This window comes from Oleiphilus sp. HI0061, from assembly GCF_001635675.1.
On sequence record NZ_LWFE01001361.1, the window covers coordinates 1 to 695 of the forward strand.

General features: G+C 44.2%; 1 protein-coding gene. It reads left to right on the plus strand.

Going from position 1 to position 695, the window contains the following annotated elements; genetic code table 11:
• On the plus strand, positions 1-479 hold a 479-nt coding region (locus tag A3735_RS21550), incomplete at its 5' end, for a hypothetical protein (RefSeq protein ID WP_231882618.1).
• Positions 480-695: the final 216 nt, after the last annotated feature.

Below are 695 nucleotides of genomic sequence, written 5' to 3' on the forward strand. Positions count from 1 at the left end.
CAACTGCAGGCGTTAGCTGTAAAAAAGGAGTTAAATTGAAGCACATATTTGTTATTGCAGTTTTAGCCTTATTGTCAGGTTGTAGTTCAATGGTAAAGACCGAAATTGGAGATTACGATTACGGCAAAAGTTTAAGTGAACTACAAAGTCAGCATATCGAGTTACAACCTCAGGATGGTTTATTCTCTGAACCACGAATTAGCATTCCATTAGATGATGCTAAAAGCCTTTGGGGAGAGCCCCAAAGTACGGAAAATCTATGGGGCGAAAAAGCTTTGGGTTCTGGTATCGCTTTAAGTGCAGCAGCTACTGGCTTAATTAGTTGGGCGGGTTATGGAGTAATAGAGCTGATGTTTTTGCCTCCTTGCCAAGAACATGTATGGTCAGTAAAAAATAAACAAGTCTTAGCTAAAAGCTGCAGTACCATTGGTACAGGGTATCAATCCAAAATAGTAAAATGGGATTGGTCCGAAAATTAAATCAGCTAACAAGTTTAGCCTGCCTCGCCCCGGAAAAGGCCCCGGGGCTGGACTCGCTATCGCTCGCCGCAGCTAAAGGCGTTGGTATGACTCCCCACGTCAAGAGGCCCGCACAAAATCCTGCCGGAACCTCGGCCAGAGCCTTTCTTTTTAATTAACATTCTTCCCGTTAGGGAAGCGTCAACGCATCAGATGAAGCAAGTAATTTCGACGGTG